19 protein-coding genes are annotated in these 18797 nt (G+C 35.6%); 11 read left to right on the top strand and 8 right to left on the bottom strand.

Going from position 1 to position 18797, the window contains the following annotated elements:
• Positions 1–65: 65 nt before the first annotated feature.
• The 5 genes from B0B05_RS10565 to B0B05_RS10545 all read right to left on the bottom strand — a co-directional run bounded on the left by B0B05_RS10565 (position 66) and on the right by B0B05_RS10545 (position 2551).
• The gene (locus B0B05_RS10565) at positions 66–536 is read right to left on the bottom strand and encodes a nucleoside deaminase (protein WP_076783614.1); all 471 of its coding nucleotides are present in this window, start codon (positions 534–536) and stop codon (positions 66–68) included.
• A gap of 83 nt (positions 537–619) precedes the next feature.
• On the bottom strand, positions 620–1129 hold the full coding sequence (locus tag B0B05_RS10560; RefSeq protein WP_076783613.1) for a DUF2480 family protein: 510 nt from the start codon (positions 1127–1129) through the stop codon (positions 620–622).
• On the bottom strand, positions 1114–1920 hold the full coding sequence (locus B0B05_RS10555) for a hypothetical protein (RefSeq protein WP_076783612.1): 807 nt from the start codon (positions 1918–1920) through the stop codon (positions 1114–1116). The genes B0B05_RS10560 and B0B05_RS10555 overlap by 16 nt, the downstream gene beginning before the upstream one ends.
• A gap of 79 nt (positions 1921–1999) precedes the next feature.
• Positions 2000–2326: a hypothetical protein gene (locus B0B05_RS10550; RefSeq protein WP_076783611.1), complete on the bottom strand. Its 327-nt coding sequence runs from the start codon at positions 2324–2326 to the stop codon at positions 2000–2002.
• A gap of 15 nt (positions 2327–2341) precedes the next feature.
• The gene (locus B0B05_RS10545) at positions 2342–2551 is read right to left on the bottom strand and encodes a hypothetical protein (RefSeq protein ID WP_076783610.1); all 210 of its coding nucleotides are present in this window, start codon (positions 2549–2551) and stop codon (positions 2342–2344) included.
• Between the two features lie 146 nt (positions 2552–2697).
• Here B0B05_RS10545 and lpxB point away from each other — a divergent pair, with 146 nt between their 5' ends.
• The 5 genes from lpxB to B0B05_RS10520 all read left to right on the top strand — a co-directional run bounded on the left by lpxB (position 2698) and on the right by B0B05_RS10520 (position 7617).
• Positions 2698–3804: a lipid-A-disaccharide synthase gene (gene lpxB / locus B0B05_RS10540; RefSeq protein WP_076783629.1), complete on the top strand. Its 1107-nt coding sequence runs from the start codon at positions 2698–2700 to the stop codon at positions 3802–3804.
• Complete coding sequence (locus tag B0B05_RS10535) at positions 3804–4259, top strand: hypothetical protein (protein ID WP_076783609.1); 456 nt, start codon at positions 3804–3806, stop codon at positions 4257–4259. The genes lpxB and B0B05_RS10535 overlap by 1 nt, the downstream gene beginning before the upstream one ends.
• An 88-nt stretch (positions 4260–4347) precedes the next feature.
• The gene (locus tag B0B05_RS10530) at positions 4348–4764 is read left to right on the top strand and encodes a GxxExxY protein (RefSeq protein ID WP_076783608.1); all 417 of its coding nucleotides are present in this window, start codon (positions 4348–4350) and stop codon (positions 4762–4764) included.
• A 15-nt stretch (positions 4765–4779) separates the two neighbouring features.
• The gene (locus tag B0B05_RS10525; protein ID WP_076783607.1) at positions 4780–5718 is read left to right on the top strand and encodes an IS1595-like element ISCrsp1 family transposase; all 939 of its coding nucleotides are present in this window, start codon (positions 4780–4782) and stop codon (positions 5716–5718) included.
• Between the two features lie 102 nt (positions 5719–5820).
• Complete coding sequence (locus B0B05_RS10520) at positions 5821–7617, top strand: ComEC/Rec2 family competence protein (RefSeq protein ID WP_076783628.1); 1797 nt, start codon at positions 5821–5823, stop codon at positions 7615–7617.
• Between the two features lie 74 nt (positions 7618–7691).
• On the opposite strand, the gene B0B05_RS10515 is transcribed toward B0B05_RS10520, so the two are convergent.
• The 3 genes from B0B05_RS10515 to ppk1 form a co-directional block, all read right to left on the bottom strand.
• Positions 7692–8711: an LLM class flavin-dependent oxidoreductase gene (locus B0B05_RS10515; protein ID WP_076783606.1), complete on the bottom strand. Its 1020-nt coding sequence runs from the start codon at positions 8709–8711 to the stop codon at positions 7692–7694.
• Positions 8712–8977: 266 nt separating this feature from the next.
• On the bottom strand, positions 8978–9865 hold the full coding sequence (locus B0B05_RS10510; protein WP_076783605.1) for a Ppx/GppA phosphatase family protein: 888 nt from the start codon (positions 9863–9865) through the stop codon (positions 8978–8980).
• Between the two features lie 42 nt (positions 9866–9907).
• On the bottom strand, positions 9908–11977 hold the full coding sequence (gene ppk1, locus B0B05_RS10505) for a polyphosphate kinase 1 (RefSeq protein ID WP_076783627.1): 2070 nt from the start codon (positions 11975–11977) through the stop codon (positions 9908–9910).
• A 212-nt stretch (positions 11978–12189) separates the two neighbouring features.
• Here ppk1 and dnaK point away from each other — a divergent pair, with 212 nt between their 5' ends.
• The 6 genes from dnaK (at position 12190) to B0B05_RS10475 (ending at position 18597) form a co-directional block, all read left to right on the top strand.
• Positions 12190–14082: a molecular chaperone DnaK gene (gene dnaK, locus B0B05_RS10500; RefSeq protein WP_076783626.1), complete on the top strand. Its 1893-nt coding sequence runs from the start codon at positions 12190–12192 to the stop codon at positions 14080–14082.
• Positions 14083–14309: 227 nt separating this feature from the next.
• Positions 14310–14876: a helix-turn-helix domain-containing protein gene (locus B0B05_RS10495; RefSeq protein WP_076783604.1), complete on the top strand. Its 567-nt coding sequence runs from the start codon at positions 14310–14312 to the stop codon at positions 14874–14876.
• On the top strand, positions 14873–16120 hold the full coding sequence (locus tag B0B05_RS10490; RefSeq protein ID WP_076783603.1) for a site-specific integrase: 1248 nt from the start codon (positions 14873–14875) through the stop codon (positions 16118–16120). The genes B0B05_RS10495 and B0B05_RS10490 overlap by 4 nt, the downstream gene beginning before the upstream one ends.
• Positions 16121–16122: 2 nt before the next feature.
• On the top strand, positions 16123–16950 hold the full coding sequence (locus B0B05_RS10485; protein WP_076783602.1) for a hypothetical protein: 828 nt from the start codon (positions 16123–16125) through the stop codon (positions 16948–16950).
• A 130-nt stretch (positions 16951–17080) separates the two neighbouring features.
• Entirely contained in the window at positions 17081–17419 is a 339-nt protein-coding gene (locus B0B05_RS10480) for a helix-turn-helix domain-containing protein (RefSeq protein ID WP_076783601.1), read from the top strand.
• Between the two features lie 5 nt (positions 17420–17424).
• Positions 17425–18597 (top strand): VapE domain-containing protein, encoded by a 1173-nt coding sequence (locus B0B05_RS10475; RefSeq protein WP_076783600.1) that lies wholly within the window; start codon positions 17425–17427, stop codon positions 18595–18597.
• The last annotated feature ends 200 nt before the right edge of the window (positions 18598–18797 follow it).

Below are 18797 nucleotides of genomic sequence, written 5' to 3'. Positions count from 1 at the left end.
TAACTGCTTAAGATTAAAAGTGTTAAATTTTTGACTAACTGATTGTTACCATTATTTGGATTTTATCAATATTCGGTTTTGTCTTCTTTTTGTTCCCATTGTTTGAAGGCTTGTAGCCCTTCTTCCCGCAATAGCTGGGTGATAGGAATGGCTCTTTCCTCCAGAGGTAATTTTACTTCGTCATAGATAAATGAATCATCAAAACCGATATTTTTTGCATCAGTTTTGGTATTGGCATACCATATTTTATCAATTCTTGCCCAGTAAATGGCGCTCAAACACATCGGACAAGGCTCACAGGAAGTGTAAATTTCGCAACCGGAGAGATTAAAATCGTTGAGGTTTTTGGCAGCATTTCGGATGGCCATTACTTCTGCATGTGCCGTTGGATCATTATTAATGGTTACCTTATTAGCACCTTCGGCAACAATTTTACCGTCCTTTACAATCACCGCACCAAATGGCCCGCCGCCCAGTTTTATATTTTCGCAGGAGCAGGCAATCGCCCGTCTCATAAATTCTTCCTGAAATGACATATGTACTTGGAAATTAATTAAACAAAAAAAACTGCTTTGGAAAAAAAGCAGAAATTGAAGTTACAAAAAATTATCCTTCACACCTAATTTTTAAAAATAGGAACATTGCTGCAGGCCTCACCAAACATGAGAGACTTTACCAGCGGTTTCAGTTGCTCTACCAGTTCTACATAGGCATTGTTAGGGATCAGTTCGTCACTGCAGCCCTTTACCAGAACACGTTTATCCCTCATTTCAGAAAAATCGTATGTTTGGATTGCGTTATGCATCAGCAAAACTTCCAGGTCTTCGCGGTTTCCAAAAACTATTTTTTTTGCCACATCTGTAATTTGCGCTGTAATGAGGAAATACGCCCAGAGAGGGATGATGACATCCGCAGAACAATAGATGTAAACATAGGCGTCCTGATAGATCTGTACATCAATATTTTTAATTTTTTCGCGGAAGTCTTTTTCTTTCAGGATCATACCTTCCCAAAGAAAATCTTTGATGTCAATTCCCAAGCGTTTTCCCTTCGGAACCAGATCGGAAATATCGAAATTGATGAGTCCGCTTTCTGCAACTTTGTTTTTTATTTCTAAATCTTGGGACATTTTTTTATTCTTTCGTTTTTCTCTGTTATCGGGTCAAACAAGGCGAGTATTTTAAGTTTCAATATTTCTGTAATCTGTTCAGGTATTTTCAGCCCAAAATCTTCTGAATAAATTTTAGTTCTTATTTTCCCATATTGTAGTTCAACTCTATCAACAATTCTAGACTCCTTAATAATCTGAATAAATAATGATATTAAATATTGACTTTTAGGGAGATCATCAATTATATACTCTTGACACACTAAATCATCACTCTTAAATCTATAAATCCTTTCGGATTTCCATTCAAAATTAAGGGAATTTATTATTTCCGCTAAATCATATAATTCTAATTTTTTTATTGTAAATTTATTTTGAAAATAACTTTCGTCTAAATCAAAAATATTATTTTCATAAGAAGCATATTCATTGATTGTATTAACTATATTATTAATGTCCATTATGTCTACTGGGCGAAAACTATTTTTAGACTTTAATTTAACATTTATTTTTCTATGTTCAGAAAAATCTTTGGAAAAAATTATTAATTCAGCTTCTAATATTTTTTCATCGACTGTTTTATACTCCACAATATAATTTATTTGTACAAAATTTGAAGTGATTGGACACCGATGAAATTTATTATTATAGGTTTTGTATCCGGGAATATAATAATTATTATTTTTGCGTTTTAAAAATTTAAAAACGGCTCTTTTTAATGAATCATTTGGGTGGTCATATATACTACCATAATGAACGTAAAATTTACCAATCTTATCAATATTATTTATTAGAAAATATTCTCTATTCATTTTTAAAATTGTAGTTAAAGATATATAAAAATTGAATACGAAGTTATTGCTCAATTTTATTAATACCTATACTATTATGTTATTCATTTACTGCTGTCCGCCTAAGTTCTTGTTCTTTCATTTTAACTACCAGTTGTTCAATTTTTTCTTTTGTTAGACCGAGTTTATCAGTATATTTTGTATAATATTCTTTCAATCGTTCATCTAATAGTTCGGTGTCGTCTATGAAATCACAGAAATACTTAATCATTTCAATCTGCCCAATTTCAGAATAGAATTTTTCAATATGTAGTTTGAAGTATTTATGTGCCAAATAATTCCTTATGCAAAGGATCTTGTTAAGTTGGTCAACTATCTCACTGTTCAAACTATAGTTTTGCTTGACCTCATTAATGAAATTGCCCATTGTTTTTTTAGAGTTCTAAACCTCATCAATAATATTGTTAATTTCTTTGTTGGTCTTGATTTTTTTATTGAATATTTTACTTGTCCAAAGCATAATTGATAATGTTTCTTCTAAACATTGTCCAAAATAAATGGCAACCCCAAAATATGCATAAATTAGCCGATGCCTTCCACTATCGTCTTCTCTTTCATATTCGTCTTTAGCTATGTCAAATTGTTTTTTCATCAGACTTTCAAAGATACAAAACTTTCAAAAACGCATTGCCCGAAAATTCATTAACTTTGAATCCGTTGAGATTTCTACGAAATGACAAAAAACCGAAAAAACTTCCACCTTCCGACATCCATCTTCCAGCCAATAAATCAACATCTATGAAATACTACATAATTGCAGGTGAAGCTTCCGGTGATCTGCACGCTTCCAACCTGATGAAAGCTATTAAACAGAAAGACCAAAATGCAGAATTTCGTTTTTGGGGTGGTGACCTCATGCAGAAACAGGGTGGGACGCTGGTCAAACATTACCGTGATCTGGCTTTTATGGGATTTCTGGAAGTTGTTCAGAATCTGAAAACCATTCTCAATAATATCAAATTTTGCAAAAAAGACATTCAGGCATATAAACCTGATGTTTTGATTTTGGTAGATTACCCGGGATTTAACCTAAGGATTGCCAAGTTTGCTAAAGAATTGGGAATCAAAGTTGTTTATTATATTTCGCCTCAGCTTTGGGCCTGGAAAGAAGGCCGTGTGGAAACGATTAAAAAATATGTCGATGAGATGTTGGTGATCCTTCCTTTCGAGAAAGATTTTTATAAAAAACATCAGGTCGAAGCCCATTTTGTAGGACATCCTTTGCTGGACGCGATCGAAGGATTGCCACCGATTGACAGTCAAACATTCAAAAAAGAAAACCATCTTAACGATAAAGAGATTATTGCGCTTTTGCCCGGATCCAGAAAACAGGAAATATCAAAAATGTTGCAAATAATGTTATCAGTCAGAGATCATTTCCCGGATTATCAATTTGTAATTGCCGGTGCGCCAAGCCTTGATAAAGATTTCTATGAACAATTTGTGGATGATGATGTGCATTTCGTTTCCAACAGGACTTACGATCTGCTCAGATGTTCCAAAGCGGCTCTGGTAACTTCGGGAACGGCAACTCTGGAAACCGCTTTGCTCAATATCCCGGAAGTGGTCTGCTACAAAGGAAGCCGAATCTCTTACGAAATCGGGAAACGATTGATCAGGAATATCAAATATATTTCCTTGGTCAACCTGATTATGGACAAAGAAGTAGTAACAGAACTGATCCAAAATGATCTGAATACTAAGAATCTGGTTGAAGAACTTGACAAGATTCTCAATACCAAAAAAAGAGATGAGGTTCTGACAGATTATGAAATCCTGAGAACCAAATTAGGCGGAAACGGTGCAAGCGAAAATGCTGCGAAAATCATTGTAAATCTGAAATAATGGAATTAGAAAAATTATTACAAAAAATAGAATCTCTCATACCGCAAATTGATCAAGTGAATTTGCGAGTTTCCAAGGCTTCCGTTGGCTGGCATCTGGAGCATTCTCTATTGATTATCAACAGTAGTCTGAAAGGTTTGACGATGACCAATCCTAACGATTATAAGCCGAAATTCAGTATCAAGAAGTTTGTGTTTCTCAACTTTGGAGTCATTCCGCGAGGGAAAATCAAAGCACCAACACAGTTTGTTCCTCTGGAAACGCCGATAAAAGAAAGCATTGGGAAGCTAATCACTATGGCAAAAGAACGATTATCAGGTATTGAGGTTTTGCCGGAAAAAGCCTTTATCACACATCCGTTTCTTGGTGATTTTGATAAGAAAACGACACTCAAATTTTTAGGCCTTCATACCAATCATCATCTGAAAATTATTGATGACATTCTGAAACGTTAAAAAAAAAACTCGCTTTTTCTTGCTAACTCATTGTGTTTTAATAAATAAGTTTTAATTTTATTAATAATAACACAAATGAGAATCAAAAATGACCGGAAACGAAATATCTTACATTGTAAGAAAGGCAATTTTCAATGTCTATAATGGCTTAGGGCCTGGTTTATTGGAATCTGTTTATCACAAAATTTTAATCTATGAACTTGAGGACTTAGGTTTGGAAGTTAAGTCAGAAGTTTCTGTACCTGTAATTTATAATGGTATCACTTTCAGTTGTGAGTTTAGGATTGATGTTTTGGTTGAAAATAAAGTGATTGTTGAAGTCAAATCTGTTAAAGAATTAGAGAATGTTCATTACAAGCAGTTATCAACCTATCTCAAATTGTCTGATAAAAAATTAGGGATTTTGGTTAATTTTAATTCTGATAATATTTTGAATTCTATTAAAAGAGTTGTGAATAATTTAAAATATGAATCCTCGATATATTACCTAAATTTTGTAACTTAGTATCAAATAGTTATCATGAACCTACTCAATTTCGTAGAGCAATATCCTGATGAGGCAAGTTGCAAATCAAAATGGAAAGAATTTCGGGACAAGCAAGGCGTAGAATGTCCCAAATGCGGCGGAAAGGAGCATTACTGGAAGCAAGACAAAGAGCAGTATGAGTGTAAAAACTGCAAATACCGGCAAAGTTTGCGCAGTAACACAGTGATGCACGGCAGCCAGCTGCCTTTCCGCTACTGGTTTATTGCGATGCATCTGCTTACCTCGACCAAAAAAAGTTTTTCGGCACTTGAGCTGCAACGGCAATTGGGACACAAATATTACAATCCTATATGGGAATTGCTGCATAAATTACGCGCTGCGATGGGCAACCGGGATGCCAATTATACGTTGTCTGATGTAATCGAATTGGATGAGGGCTTTTTTTCGACAGAAATTCCCGATGAGGAAAAAGAAAAACCGTTAAAAAGAGGACGTGGAAGCCAAAAGAAAAGCAAGGTTCTGGTGATGGTGGAAAGCCGTCCCGTAGAAGAAAAAACCAGGAAAAAAGGAAAATCCAGACAAGTAGGATACCTGAAAATGAAAGTGATAAACGACTTGAAATCAGAAACGATAACTCCGTTGGTAAAAGAAAATGTGGAAGAAACTGCAACGATAGATTCGGACGATTCCACCTCATATACCAGATTGGGAGAAGTTGTGAAAGAGCATCGCCCAAAAGTAATTCCAAAGAAAGAGATTGGAAAAATGTTACCTTGGGTGCATATTGCAATCAGCAATGCCAAACGTATGCTGTTAGATGTTTTCCACGACATCAAACCGGAATATTTGCAAAGCTACCTCAATGAGTACTGCTACAAGTTCAACCGAAGATACTTTGGAGAATCCCTGTTCGACAGGCTTGTGGTAGCTTCTGTATCTCAAAAAAATAGTTTTAGGCATAATATCAAGTAGTCATTATTTAAAATAATATTCTCGCAAATTTAGCGAATTATGCAGATGATTGAACCGCAATTAATCTGCTATATCTGTATAATCTGCGAGAAATTTTTAAGGATGCAAAAACAACCACTATTAATATTGTTGCTCTGTTTCATTCTTGGAATTCTTTTTCAGGAGTACCTGGTTATGAGTCCGATGGCCGTTTATTCATTTGTAGTAATTTCAGCAGCTTCTCTTTTTTCATTATTAATCAGAAATAGATTTTTCCAGCTTATTAAATATTATTTGCTGGGATTTTTCTTTTTTGCAATTGGAGTTTTCGTTCATTTTCAAAATTCTCAACAACCGAAACTTCCATCCCTGAGAGAAAAAGAAACCATTGTTTTTCAGTTGAATAAAAAATTGAATTCTAATGAGAAAAACAGACGGTATGTTGTAGAGGTTATTGCTGTACCGGATTTAAGATCAAAAGAAAATATTCCTGTAAAAACAGTTCTCAGCATTCCGAAAAGTCAGGAATTGCTTGATTTTAACCATTATTATAAAGCCAAAGCCTACATTCATCAGCCGGAAGAAATCAAAAATAATTTCCAGTTCGATTACAAAAAATATCTGGCAAGGCAGTCTATTTATTTCCAGGCCTATCTTCCGAACGATCTTCTGAAAGCGGAAAAGCAATCAGTAACATTTGGTGATAAGATTAGGCAAAAGCGGTTGGATATCCTCGGTGAAATCAATCATTCTTCACTTTCTCCGAAGATTCAGGAATTTTTGAAAGGCATTATTCTCGCAGACCGAACAGAGATGGATGCTGAAACCGTGAAAGATTTTAATCAGACGGGATTGGTTCATCTTTTGGCGATTTCCGGGTCACATATGGTGATAATTTTCTGGATAACACTTCTGGTTTTTAATCAGATTATTCCTGTCCAATTCAGAAAATTTTCTATTATTTTAAGTGTTCTTTTGATTTGGTTTTTTGCAATTTTCATCGATTATGGCAGTTCTGTAATGCGCAGTTGCCTGATGATTACTTGTTATTATATAATGGTTTTACTCCAGCGGAAGTCGGATTTGCTGCATTCTTTGGCTTTGTCCGCATTTTTGATCTTGATGTTTGATTCGCAACAGCTATTTGATGTCGGATTCCAACTGAGTTATGTCGCAGTTTTGGGAATTTGGTGGTTGACAATCCCGATAAAGAAACTTTTCAGGAAACCGAAATATAAAGCAGAAAAATTCTTTTACGAAATTACGGCAATGACTTTCGCAGCGCAGATCGCAACTTTGCCATTAGCCATTTATTATTTTCATCAGTTCTCTTTTATTTCGATTATTGCAAACCTATTGATTATTCCGTTATCAGAAATTATCATTGTTTCATCTTTGCTGATCGTTATTTTGATTGCCCTTGGATTTGGTAATATTCCTTTTTTATATCTAATCTTCGATGGTTTTGTGGCGTATATTTTAGAAATTATTCATTGGTTTTCGGACTCCGAATCATTGATGACGAGAAATATTCCACTCAATATTTTAGAATTAAGCATTCTTTTGTTAGCCATCTACTTTCTGAAATTTATAATTCAGGATATCCTCAATCCAAAAAATATACTGAGGTTTGGCTTTTGCCTGCTCGCGTTTTTTGGTGTGAAAATTTCGTTTAATATCTATAATTTCAACAAAAACGAAATGTTGGTTCACAGTTTTTACAAAGAGAAATTTGTAAGTATAAAAAATAGAGGGCAAGTCGTTTTTTGGCTAAAAGGCAATAAGAATCAAGAAAAGATTAAGGATTTTGTCATCAAACCGTACCTGACATCACGGCGTGTCCAAGATTATAAAGTGGAATATATTCCTGATAATACAGAAGCTTTTGTATATGACGGAAAAGCCTATCAATTGCGTTAATTAAAACCTTTTCAGAATTTAAAATTGACTTGGTCGAATTTTCGATTTCTGAAAGGGTTATTATAGTAAAAATGCTATTTCACTTGCGGAGCGACTTTTTCTCCAAATAATTCGATGGACTTCATCATCACATCGTGAGAAGGATCACCCACATCCATATGCCCGATAAATCTCGTCAAACCAAAAAATTCCTTCACATCATTGATTTTGTCAGCAACTTCATTGGCACTTCCGATAAATAAAGCGCCTTCTTTGCTTCGTCCGCCGTCATATTGCTCTTTGGTATATGGTGCCCATCCACGGCTCGTACCTATCCTGTCCATCTGTGATTTGTAATTGTAAAAATAATCGTCAATCACCTTCTCATCATCACTTACAAAGGTGTGAGAATGGACAGCGATTTGCATCTGGCTTTCGTCGTGCCCTGCTCTCAGAAATTCCTGCTTGTAAAACTCGATGAGGTTTTTGAACTGTTTTGGCATTCCGCCGATAATTGCGACAATCAAAGGTAATCCGAGTTTGGCTGCTCTCAGGACAGATTCGGGAGTGCCGCCAACAGCTATCCAGATTGGCAGTTTACCGTCATTATAAGCTCTCGGATAAACCGTCTGGTTTTCCATAGGGCGACGAAGGATTCCGCTCCAGCTTACATTTTCTTCATTGTTGATTTTCAGTAACAGATCCAGTTTCTCTTCAAAAAGCTGATTGTAATCTGACAGGTCATAACCATACAAAGGAAAAGATTCTATGAAGCTTCCTCGTCCAACGAAAATCTCTGCCCGACCTTTGGAAATCAAATCAATGGTAGCAAAATCTTCATACACTTTTACAGGTTCTGATGAGCTGAGTACGGTTACGCCACTTGCCAACTTTATATTTTTGGTAATGCTGGCAGCGGCGGCCAAAAGTATCTCGGGAGAAGATACGGCATAATCTGCGCGGTGATGTTCGCCCATTGCAAAAACATCCAGGCCAACCTGATCCATCAGTTTTACCTGCTCCAGTATTTCGTTTAGTTTTACGCTAGCGTCTCTATATTTTCCGGTTTTGGTGTCTAGAGAAACATCTCCGAACATCCCTATTCCTAATTCCATAATAGTCTCATTTTTATAGTACAAAATTAGGATTTAAGATTTTGATTGACATTGATGTAGGGTAATTATGATTGGTATTGATATGCCTGTCCCGCTAAAATAGTTGTATTCCGCAATAGGGATGGGAGTGGCATCCTTTTGCTTTTTTGGCTAAGGAAATGGGTTGGGCAAAAGGAAAAGATATAACGGACAGCCCGACCCGAGAAGTTGCTGAGGTGGTGGCGAGGGATTGCCCCAATCAGATATTAGGATGGAGATGAAGGAAATTAAACTTTTTTCTTTTTGAGGTTGTAATAGATGCTTTTTACCAATCCGTCTGCCACAGAGATTTTTGGGACATAGATGTGTTTGATCTCGGCCCAGGTCATGACGTTGTTGAAGATTTGCAAAGCCGGAACTAGGACGTCGGCCCGGTCTTCGCGCATCTGGTAGAGCTGCATCCTTTCTTCTACCGAGAGCAGCTGCATCTCTTTCAGGTATTTTTTGATGACAGAAACCGGCATTGGTTTGCCGTCTTTGGTCTTGCTAAGCGAAAATATCTTGTTGATATTGCCACCGGAACCAATCGCTACAATCGGTTTTTTGCTTTTTATCTTATCCTTGATTTCATTTTTCATCTCTTCCCAGGACGTCTCCGGAACAAGGCCGTTCATCAAGCGGATTGTCCCAATATTGAAGGAATGCTCATACTTCATCTTGTTGTTTTCGTAAAATGTAAGCTCGGTAGACCCGCCGCCAACATCTACATAAAGATAGGCGAAATCTTTGTCCAGGCCTTCTGCTACGTGATTTTCGTAGATTAAGGTGGCTTCTTCGTCACCGGTTATGATCTCTATATCGATATCAGCCTGATCTTTTACAATATCAATAATTTCCTGTCCGTTTTTGGCATCCCGCATGGCGCTGGTAGCGCAAGCTCTGTAATGTTCTACTTTGTAAACTTCCATCAGCTGGCGGAAAATCTTCATAGAACTGATGACCATTTCTTTTCTTTCGGCGCCAATTTCGCCTTTGCTAAAAACATCGATGCCAAGTCTCAAAGGGATTCTGAGTAAATTCAGTTTTGTAAATTCGGGCTTTTCTTTGCCCGGTTTTACTTCGTTGATGAGCAATCTTGCGGCATTACTTCCTATATCTATAGCGGCGATTATCATTGGCTTAATGAGAAATTAAATGATAAAATTATATAAAAAAAATTAATATTTCTGATTTTTGAGGTAATGATAGGTTTCTATCTGGGAGCGGATTTTTTCTTTTGTATTGTTTTGGACATACTCGTTTCGCATATTTTTGTCCAGAATCCTGGCTTTTACATTATCACGGAGCTGAATTTCCAAGATCTCCTTGAGTTCTTTTTTAAGGTTTTTTTGTAATATGGGCACAGCAGCTTCTATCCGATAGTCGAGGTTTCTGGTCATCCAGTCGGCAGATGAGATATACATGTTCTCAGCGCCACGGTTGTAAAAATACATAACTCTTGCGTGCTCCAGATATTCATCCACAATGCTGATGGCATATATTTTTTTCTTAAATTCTTTTTGATTAATCGCACAATAGATACCACGGACAATCATTTTTGTATCAACTCCTGCTTCGGCAGCTTCGTAAAGTTTAAGAATCAGTGTTTTATCACTTAGAGAATTAACCTTGATGATCATTTCAGCTCTTCTGCCAGCCTTAGCTTCTTCAATCTCTTTATCAATATGTGAAATTATTTTTTCCCGCATAAACTGTGGGCATACCATCAGGTTTTTGCAGCTTTTAAGGACGGGAAGCGGATCCGCCTTCGGTTTGTTAAGGGCATTGAAGACTTTGTTAATGTCTGCCATTATTGCCCGGTTGGATGTCATGAGTAAATGGTCACCATAGATTTTGGCAGTTTTCTCATTAAAATTTCCGGTGCTTACAAAGCCAAACTGAATGGTTTTGTTATTAACTCTTTTCTTGATAACGCATAATTTGGCGTGTACCTTTTTATTAGGAATGCCCAGCAGAACTTTCACGCCTTCCAGCTCCAGTTTATCTTTCCATTGCAGATTGTTTTCTTCGTCAAATCTGGCGCGCAGCTCCAGCATCACGGTAACATCTTTCCCGTTGCGTACCGCATTGATTAATGCATTCACAATTTTGGAGCTGGAAGCCAGGCGATAAGCGGTAATCTGTATCGATTTTACGTCCGGATCCATCGCAGATTCTCTCAGGAGATCTATCACAGAGTCGTAGGAATGGTATGGGAAAGTCAGCAAAACATCCTTTTTAATAATTACATCGGTCACTCTTTGTTTATTCGCGAATTCCGGATGGATAAAGGAAGTGCGTTCTACCGGTTTTTGATAGGTTTTGAAAACGTCAGGAAAATCCATAAAGTGCCGGAAGTTGTGAATCTTTTGGCCAGGGATAATACTGTCCTTTTTGGTGAGATTTAATTTTTTGATGAGAAATTCCAACAGTGCTTTATCAATCTCTTTATCGAAGACAAAACGCGTTGGTTTGCCTTTCCTACGGCTTTTTATCCCTTTTTCAATTTTATCTGCCAGCGTGGTTTTGATATCATTGTCAAGGTCAAACTCAGCATCTTTTGTTACTTTAAAACAATGCGCCGTAAAATCATCATAGCCAAAATAAGAGAAAATATGCGGTAGATTATAAATGATGACATCTTCCAAAAGCATCACATCTTTCTGCTCTTTATCTTCCGTGGGCAACAAAACAAATCTTCCGTTTGCAGTTACAGGAACTTCGATAAAAGCATATTGACTTTCGTACTGCCATTCTTTTCTGCGCATTGCAATGCCAATGAAAAGGCTTTTTTCACGAATATAAGGCAAAGGTTTGTTGTCGTGAAGCAAAATCGGAATCACGTTGGATTCTACTTCTTCATCAAAATATTTTACAACGAATTCTTTTTGTTCCTCGGTAAGATGTTTGTGGTCTTTGATAAAAACCTTTTCCTTCGCCATTTCGCGTTGAACATCTTTCCAAGTTTTGTCAAAATCTTCTTGTTGATGGATGACAAGCTTATTGATTTTCTGCAAAATTTTGGAAGGTGCATCATAAAAAGACTCTGCCAAAACTTTTTGTTTGAAGTCCATTGCACGTTTCAATCCTGCCACTCTTACTCGGAAAAACTCGTCCAGATTATTAGAAAAAATCCCAAGAAATCTGATTCTGAGATGTATAGGAACGCTTTTGTCCATAGCTTCCTGCAAAACTCTAGCGTTGAAGCCTAACCAAGTGATGTCGCGCGGATTAAATTCTTGTGCCATTATAGGGTTTTTAATAATCTCAAAATTAGTAAAATCCATTGGAATAATTTGTGGTGCGCAAACTACAAAGTTCCCAATCTGTCTTATGTTTCTGAATTATCAACTATTTTTTAATATTTATAAATGACAATTTGTCACAGTTTTTGTAGTGGTACAGATATTGAAAATAGGTGGATATAACAATTATTAATAACAAAAAAATAATATATAATATGAGTAAAATTATTGGAATCGACTTAGGAACAACCAACTCTTGTGTTGCCGTAATGGAGGGTAAAGACCCGGTTGTTATCCCTAACGCAGAAGGAAAAAGAACAACGCCATCTGTTGTGGCATTCACGAAAGACGGAGAAAGATTGGTAGGAGATCCTGCAAAAAGACAGGCGATAACCAATCCTCAAAATACGGTATATTCTATCAAAAGATTTATTGGAACGCACTTTAAAGACGATGCTTCTGAAATCGGAAGAGTAGCCTACAAAGTAGTTTCCGGACCGAACGATACGGTAAAAGTAAAAATTGACGACAGAGAATACACGCCGCAAGAAATATCTGCAATGATTTTGCAAAAAATGAAAAAAACGGCAGAAGATTATCTTGGTCAGGAAGTAACAAGAGCGGTAATTACAGTTCCAGCTTACTTCAACGACAGCCAAAGACAAGCCACCAAAGAAGCCGGAGAAATCGCAGGTTTGAAAGTTGAAAGAATTATCAACGAACCAACGGCTGCAGCATTGGCTTATGGTTTGGATAAAGGACATAAAGACCAAAAAATTGCGGTGTACGATTTAGGTGGTGGAACTTTTGACATCTCAATCCTTGATTTGGGTGACGGTGTTTTCGAAGTTTTGTCTACAAATGGTGACACACATTTAGGAGGTGACGATTTTGACGATGTCATTATCAACTGGTTGGTTGACGAATTTAAAAATGAAGAAGGCGTAGATTTGAAAGCGGATCCAATCGCGCTTCAGCGTTTGAAAGAAGCGGCTGAAAAAGCAAAAATTGAACTTTCTGCAACTACGCAAACAGAAATCAACCTTCCTTATATCACAGCGACTGCAACCGGTCCAAAACACTTGGTAAAAACGTTGACGAGAGCGAAATTTGAGCAACTTTCCGAAGATTTGGTAAGACGTTCAATGGAGCCTTGTAAAAAAGCGTTATCTGATGCAGGTTTGCAAACTTCTGACATTGATGAGGTAATTTTAGTGGGTGGTTCTACAAGAATTCCAATCATCCAAGAACAGGTTGAAAAATTCTTCGGTAAAAAACCGTCAAAAGGCGTAAATCCTGACGAAGTTGTGGCTATTGGTGCCGCAATTCAGGGGGGAGTTTTAACCGGTGATGTGAAAGACGTTCTTTTATTAGACGTTACACCACTTTCATTGGGTATTGAAACGATGGGTTCTGTTTTCACCAAATTAATTGAAGCGAACACGACTATTCCTACTAAAAAATCTGAAGTGTTCTCTACAGCGTCTGACAACCAGCCAGCTGTAAGTATCAGAGTAGGGCAAGGTGAGAGACCGATGTTCAATGATAACAAAGAAATTGGTAAATTTGATTTAACAGATATTCCGCCAGCACCAAGAGGTGTTCCTCAGATCGAAGTAACATTTGATATTGATGCCAATGGTATCCTGAGTGTTTCTGCAAAAGATAAAGGAACCGGTAAAGAGCAGTCTATCAAAATCCAGGCTTCATCTGGTCTTTCTGAAGAAGAAATCGAAAGAATGAAAAAAGAAGCTCAGGAAAACTCTGCAGCCGATGCTAAGAAAAAAGAAGAAGTAGAAATCTTCAACAAAGCAGACGGATTGATCTTCCAAACAGAGAAACAATTAAAAGAGTTTGGTGATAAATTATCTGCTGATAAAAAAGCAGCGATTGAATCTGCTCATGATGCGCTTAAAGCAGCTTATGAAGCTAAAAATGCTGATGATATCAAAGCTAAGACAGAAGCCTTGGATGCGGCTTGGACTGCCGCTTCAGAAGAGATGTATGCAGCAGGACAAGGTGCTCAAGGTGCAGATGCAGGAGCTCAGAATGCTGGAAATGCAGGAGGTGATGATGTACAGGATGCAGACTTTGAAGAAGTCAAGTAATGATTGATTAACATCAATTATTTATAATCACTAAACCGCTGTAAACGTAATGTTTGCAGCGGTTTTTGTTTTTTGATCATTTTTTATTTTGCTTGTTTTTGATTGATTTTTATCCTATTTTTGTATCATATTTGTACCGAGCGTTATTTGGATGTAATGTGCGTCTTATGCGTCTTATTTTATTTCAGAACTCAAAAAACTGACAATGTTCAGGATGTTATTTCAGAATGGGATTTAGTAAATTAAAAATACCGAGAGTATGTGAGCATTGCTCAAAATCATTTGAAGCAAAGACAGTTACAACTCGTTTTTGTAGTGTTTCTTGTGCTAATAAAGCAGGAAAAGAACGCAAAAAATTGGAAAAAAAACAAAAAGAGAAGGAAACTCTTCTTAAAAAATACTCAAATAAAATTGCTGAAGTTCAAACAAGGGAATTTATTTCCGTAGCTGAAGCAACAATAATGTTTGGAATTTCAAAAGATACTTTGCATAGATTAATAAAAAGAGGAATGATAACGAGTGTCAATTTAGGTGTAAGGTTGACTAGAATTAGAAGGTCAGATTTGGAAGCTTTATTTACTTCGGTAGAACTTCCACCGAAAAAAGAAGAGAAATCAAAACCTAATTTTGAAGTTGGGAATTGCTACACGATTACGGAAATCAGTGAGAAATTTCATGCTGATCCTGGAACTGTAAACAATGTAATTAGGAGAAACAAAATTCCGACAAAAAAAGTGGGCAGTTTTGTTTACGTTCCAAAAGATGAAATCGATAAAATATTCGCAAACAGATGAAAGAATTAACCAAAACAAAGGTCACAGTTCGCCTTCGAAAAGCAGAAGATAGAAAGGAATGGTATATTTACTTGGAAAGTTATCCGGTTCAGGTTATCGGAAAGAAGTCGCCTCAGCGAATTAGAGAATATCTCAACAGAAGCGTAACAACCGTTGATTTTGATAAAAAAAGAGTAGCAAGAACTACAGAAACTTCTGTTTCTTACAAACCAAAAAGAAATGATAATGGAATCATTATTTGTAAGAGTGATCATGATATTGAAACGATGTTGTATGCCGATGCAATAAGGAAATTACGGCAAAAAGAATACGACAACGCTGAACTTTATAGTGAATTAGATACTATTCAAGCGGAACAGAAAGAAAAGTCTCAGGAAAATTTTATCAAGTATTTTGAAGCTGTAGTAAAGAAGCGACATAAAAACAGTTCAACTTCAATTATTATAAATTGGGAAAGATCAATCGAATTTTTGAAAGATTTTGCTGGAGAAACGATAGTGTTTTCTCAAATTGACTTTAAATTTTGTGAGGATTTTAAATCGTTTCTATTGACCGCTAAAAGAGGAGGAAACAAAGATGGAATACTTTCGCAAAATACAGCCTCCACGTATTTTTCTGTTTTCAAAGCCGCATTAAAACAAGCTTTTATTGATGGCTATTTTACCACAGATATTTCTGCAAAAATCAAAAGCATTCCTTCTCAGGAAACAAGAAGAGAATATTTAACTATCGAAGAACTAAATTCTTTAGTGGAAACACCTTGCGAAAATGATGTTTTGAAACGTGCCGCTCTTTTTTCTGCATTGACAGGTTTACGTCATTCCGATATTCAGAAATTGAAGTGGAATGAAATAAGTTATGAAGGTAATCAGCCAAGGATCAATTTTACTCAGAAAAAGACAAAAGGAGTGGAATATATGCCGATTTCTCAGCAAGCTTTAGAGATTTGTGGAGAACCAAAATCTCCCAAAGATTTGGTTTTTGAGAATCTAACGAATCCATCGTGGATTAATCGTCCATTGAAAAATTGGGTAGCAAAAGCAGGAATCAATAAAAATATTACATTCCATTGTTTTCGTCACACATTTGCAACGCTTCAATTATCCAATGGAACGGACATTTATACCGTAAGTAAAATGCTTGGTCACACGAATGTAAAAACGACACAAGTTTATGCAAAAGTGATAGATGAAAAGAAAAACAAAGCAGCAGAAGCAATACAATTGAAATCTTTAAAGAATTAAAAATGAAACAGAATTATCGAGATATTTTAATTCAAAATCTTGCTATTATTATTGGTGGAGTAATTACAGGTTTAGGAGTAAGGTTAATAGTGCTTGAAAAAGGAGCTGATGAATTTACTGCAAATAGTATTTTTTGGGTTATCAATTTTGTATTCATTTTATTGTATTTGGCTTTTGTTACTTTTGGGATTTCTCTTATAGAAATATTCAAACAAATAAAAAAGAAATTTTATAATAAGAATAATGTTGAAAAACAAGAAGCTGTTCCAAATGATGTTAGTATAGATAATTTTGAGAAATTAGAATTGAATGAAGAACCTTTACAAAATCTCCCAACTATTATTGAAGAAGAAAAACTAACTTCTGAAGTTGAAAATGAAATTTCAAATACATTATTGGAAGCTGAAAAGCCAGTTGAACTTTCTGATATTGAAAAAATAAGAATTCAAGCGAAATCTGACAACGAAAAGATCCTTCAGGGAAAGTTAGATTTTATTGTCCAATACACAAAACAAAAATTTGCACCGTACGCTTCTGATGAAGAAATTCTTAGATTTTGCACGTATCTTGTAAATTTCCTTAAGGATGGTAAAATTGAGAATGTAAATCCAATTAAGGTAGAAGTTCTTGGTACTATTGATTTAAAGCATTTCGGATGGAATGTCTGGAATCATTACAAGGGAAAAAATGAAAGAAAAGATGTTGCGAAGTTTTTAAAGACAGTATTCCCCTATACTTTTAATGATACGGTGCTGCCAACAATAGAAAAACAACTTACTTCAAGAAAAAATGAAGGATTAATAAAAATTGAAGATAACCTGCTTCAATAAAGGAAAATACAATTAATATTGAGTAGTAAACCTCCTATGATATCAGTATGATTTAAACATTCTTTATCATACAAAAAACATACACAGAACATAAATTATCATTGCACCATAACAATCATAAACGATACATATGGATGCAAACGAAATCAACTTTGAAAACCTGCCAAAAGCAGTCGCACATTTGGCAAATGAAATTGCCGAAATCAAATCAATTGTAGAGCAAAAACAAGTTCCCACAATTTCTACAAAGAAAATTCCTATTGACATTTCCGAAGCTTGTAAAATAATTGGAAAAGCAAAACCGACTATTTATACGCTTGTTCGGGAGCGGAAAATCCCTTGTTACAAAAGCGGAAAGAAACTCTATTTTTTTGAAGACGAACTTTTAGATTGGATTTCTAAAGGTAGAAAGAAGACCCTTCAAGAGATAGAAGCTGAAGCAAAAGCGAATTACAAGAATCTAAAATAATTCTGATGCATTCGCCACAAAAACGGTATCAAACCGATTCAGGTTCTGTTACGGTATTTGATAAAGTGATTAAATATCTGAATCACAAATATCAAGTCCGATACAACGAAATTGCTTTGGAATTTGAAATCCGAACCGAAGATGAAGATTGGGAAGAATTGAATATTAATTCCTTGTTTATTGAATTGATTCAATCGGGAATTAACGTCACTATAAATAAGTTGGAAATTTTACTGAAAAGTCATTGGATAGAGAAATACAATCCTATTCAAAATTACTTTGAAAATCTCCCAAAATGGAACGGTGAATATCATATTCAAAAATTAGCAAATTACATTAACACAACCGACAATCCATCTTTCTACAAACACTTTGAAAAATGGTTAACAAGGGCGGTTTTGTGTTCATTGAAGAAAGGTTACGTCAACAAACAATGCTTGGTGTTGTTCAATACCAAACAAAATTCTGGAAAAACCAGCTTTTTGAGATTCCTGATTCCTGCTGAATTAGAAAAATACTACACCGAAGATATTGGAATTGATAAAGACGGATTGATTTCGCTTTGTAAATCACTAATAATTAATATAGATGAACTATCCGTCATGTCAAAAATTGATGTGAATACGCTGAAATCTTTCATTTCAAAAAATACGATTAATGCAAGATTGCCTTATGATAGAAAATCTTCATTAATGCACAGAACCGCTTCATTTTGTGGTTCAACCAACCGTTCTGATTTTCTGACGGATGAAACAGGAAGCGTGCGTTGGCAAATATTTGAAGTGTTGGAAATCAATTTCAATTATACAAAGGAAATCAATATCAATCAAGTTTGGGCTCAGGCATATTTCAATGCTTTTGAAAGGAAAAATTACAATCCGGAACTCACAGCTGAAGATATTTTGGAAAATGAAAAGCGGAATGAAAAATACAAGCAAGTCAGTTTGGAACAGGAAATTATTCTCACCCATTTTGAAAAAGCGGAGAAAAAAAATGATTTCCTAACCGCTACAGATATTATGTTGGCGATGAATAATGCTTTAGGAGTTCGGTTGAACATTATAAAAATCGGAAAAGCATTAACGATTTTGAATTACGAACGAATTAAACATTCCAAAAGACAAGTCTATGGTTATTTAATCAAACGAAAAATTGAGGAATCAAAAAACGAAAATTAGAGAATCAACTTACCTAAGTTACTAGCTTACCTAAAATCTTTGAAGACTACTATCAATAAAGGTTTTTCTACTAAGGTAACATGATAATTACTTCTTACCTAAGTTACCAATAAATGAAAAAAAAGAAAAGGTAAATAGGTAGAGAAAGGTAATAATTAAAAATCGACGAAAATGGCTTCTAACAAAGACTTTGGTAAAAA

Origin of the sequence: Epilithonimonas bovis DSM 19482, assembly GCF_900108115.1 — a bacterium.
In the GTDB taxonomy this organism is placed as follows: domain Bacteria; phylum Bacteroidota; class Bacteroidia; order Flavobacteriales; family Weeksellaceae; genus Epilithonimonas; species Epilithonimonas bovis.
The sequence above is the reverse complement of the archived record's forward strand: the minus strand, read 5'-3'. Positions and strand labels throughout refer to the sequence as shown.